1 protein-coding gene is annotated in these 1256 nt (G+C 60.6%); it reads left to right on the top strand.

Annotated elements, in window-relative coordinates; translation table 11 throughout:
• Nucleotides 1–493: 493 nt before the first annotated feature.
• Nucleotides 494–1213 carry an NAD(P)H-dependent oxidoreductase gene (locus tag H149_RS0119155; protein WP_020651375.1) on the top strand — a complete coding sequence of 240 codons (720 nt, stop codon included), beginning with the start codon at nucleotides 494–496 and terminating at the stop codon, nucleotides 1211–1213.
• The last annotated feature ends 43 nt before the right edge of the window (nucleotides 1214–1256 follow it).

Raw genomic sequence — 1256 nt, 5'->3', positions numbered from 1 at the left:
CCAGCCAGTCGGAGGTATCGGTCAGCCGGTCGAGGATCTGATCGAACTGGCCCTGGCCCCCGTAGTGCAGGCTGGGGATGAAGACGAGATCGTAGCGCTCGCGCGGCTCCAGCTTGTGCGTCTGCAATTGCAGACCGTTGCTTGCCACGATGGGATTCCCCGATGAGGAAACGAAGCGCCATTCGAACTGTGCGGCGGCCGTGCCTTGCTGTCGCCGCAGGTGCGAGTTTGCGACCTGCAGGATGTCGGCAAAGCCGCCGACGCTGGAGGCATAGCACTCATCGAATGTAAGGATTGCGGCACGGGGCATGACGTGGCGGAAATCGCATAGTAATAGTCATATTCGCCACTCTACACGGTCTGGACCGGTCATTAAACTGCCCTTCATCGTGATCGTTTCGCTCTTTGGAAGAGCGATGCACTTGCCATTAGAGGGTCATCACCGGTGCCATCTTCGGCGAGGACGTGACCAATCAAACAGGGGAATCAAATCATGCGAGTCTTCATTGTCCACGCGCATCCCGAGCCGAAGTCGTTCTGTACGGCCATGAAGTCGGCTGCGGTCGAGGAGTTCGAACGGCAGGGCCACGAGGTTCAGGTGTCGGATCTGTATGCCATGGGCTTTCAGCCGGTGGCTTCGGCAGCCGACTTTGGCGATCGCGCCGATCCCGATTACTGCACGTATGCGCTTGAGCAGCGGCACGGGCTCAACACCGGAACGCTTAGTGCCGACATCCGCGCCGAGCTCGACAAGCTCCTTTGGTGCGACCTGCTCGTGGTGGTCTTTCCGGTCTTCTGGTTCTCGACGCCGGCCATCCTCAAGGGCTGGATCGACCGTGTGTTCGTGTCGGGCCAGGTCTACGGGGGCAAGCGGTTCTATGACCGCGGCGGACTGGTGGGCCGTCGTGCGCTTGTCGGCCTCACGCTGGGCGGCCAGGAGCATATGTTCGGTACGCAGGGGATCCACGGTCCACTCGACGGCATGCTGAAGCATCTCCTGCAAGGCACGCTGGCCTATGCGGGACTACAGGTGTTGCCGCCGTTCATTGGCTGGCACGTCCCCTACGTCTCCGACGAAGCACGACAGCAAATCCTGGAAACCTGGAGAAGTCGTATCCGGTCGGTCGCCGACGCTACTCCTCTCAAATACCCGAGCCTTGCAGACTACGACGACCGGCTCCATCCGCTCACTGCGGATTCCAATGCTGTTTGATTTAACTAGTCGGCCCTGAACAACCCGCCCGCCCCTTACCCGG

The sequence above is a fragment of the Solimonas variicoloris DSM 15731 genome, assembly GCF_000382285.1.
Taxonomy (GTDB): Bacteria; Pseudomonadota; Gammaproteobacteria; order Nevskiales; family Nevskiaceae; genus Solimonas; species Solimonas variicoloris.
This window is presented reverse-complemented; position numbering and strand designations above follow the sequence as displayed.

Bases quoted from the DNA above. Each gene is read 5' to 3' on its own strand.
- H149_RS0119155 (WP_020651375.1), top strand. From the start codon at position 494: ATGCGAGTCTTCATTGTCCACGCGCATCCCGAGCCGAAGTCGTTCTGT.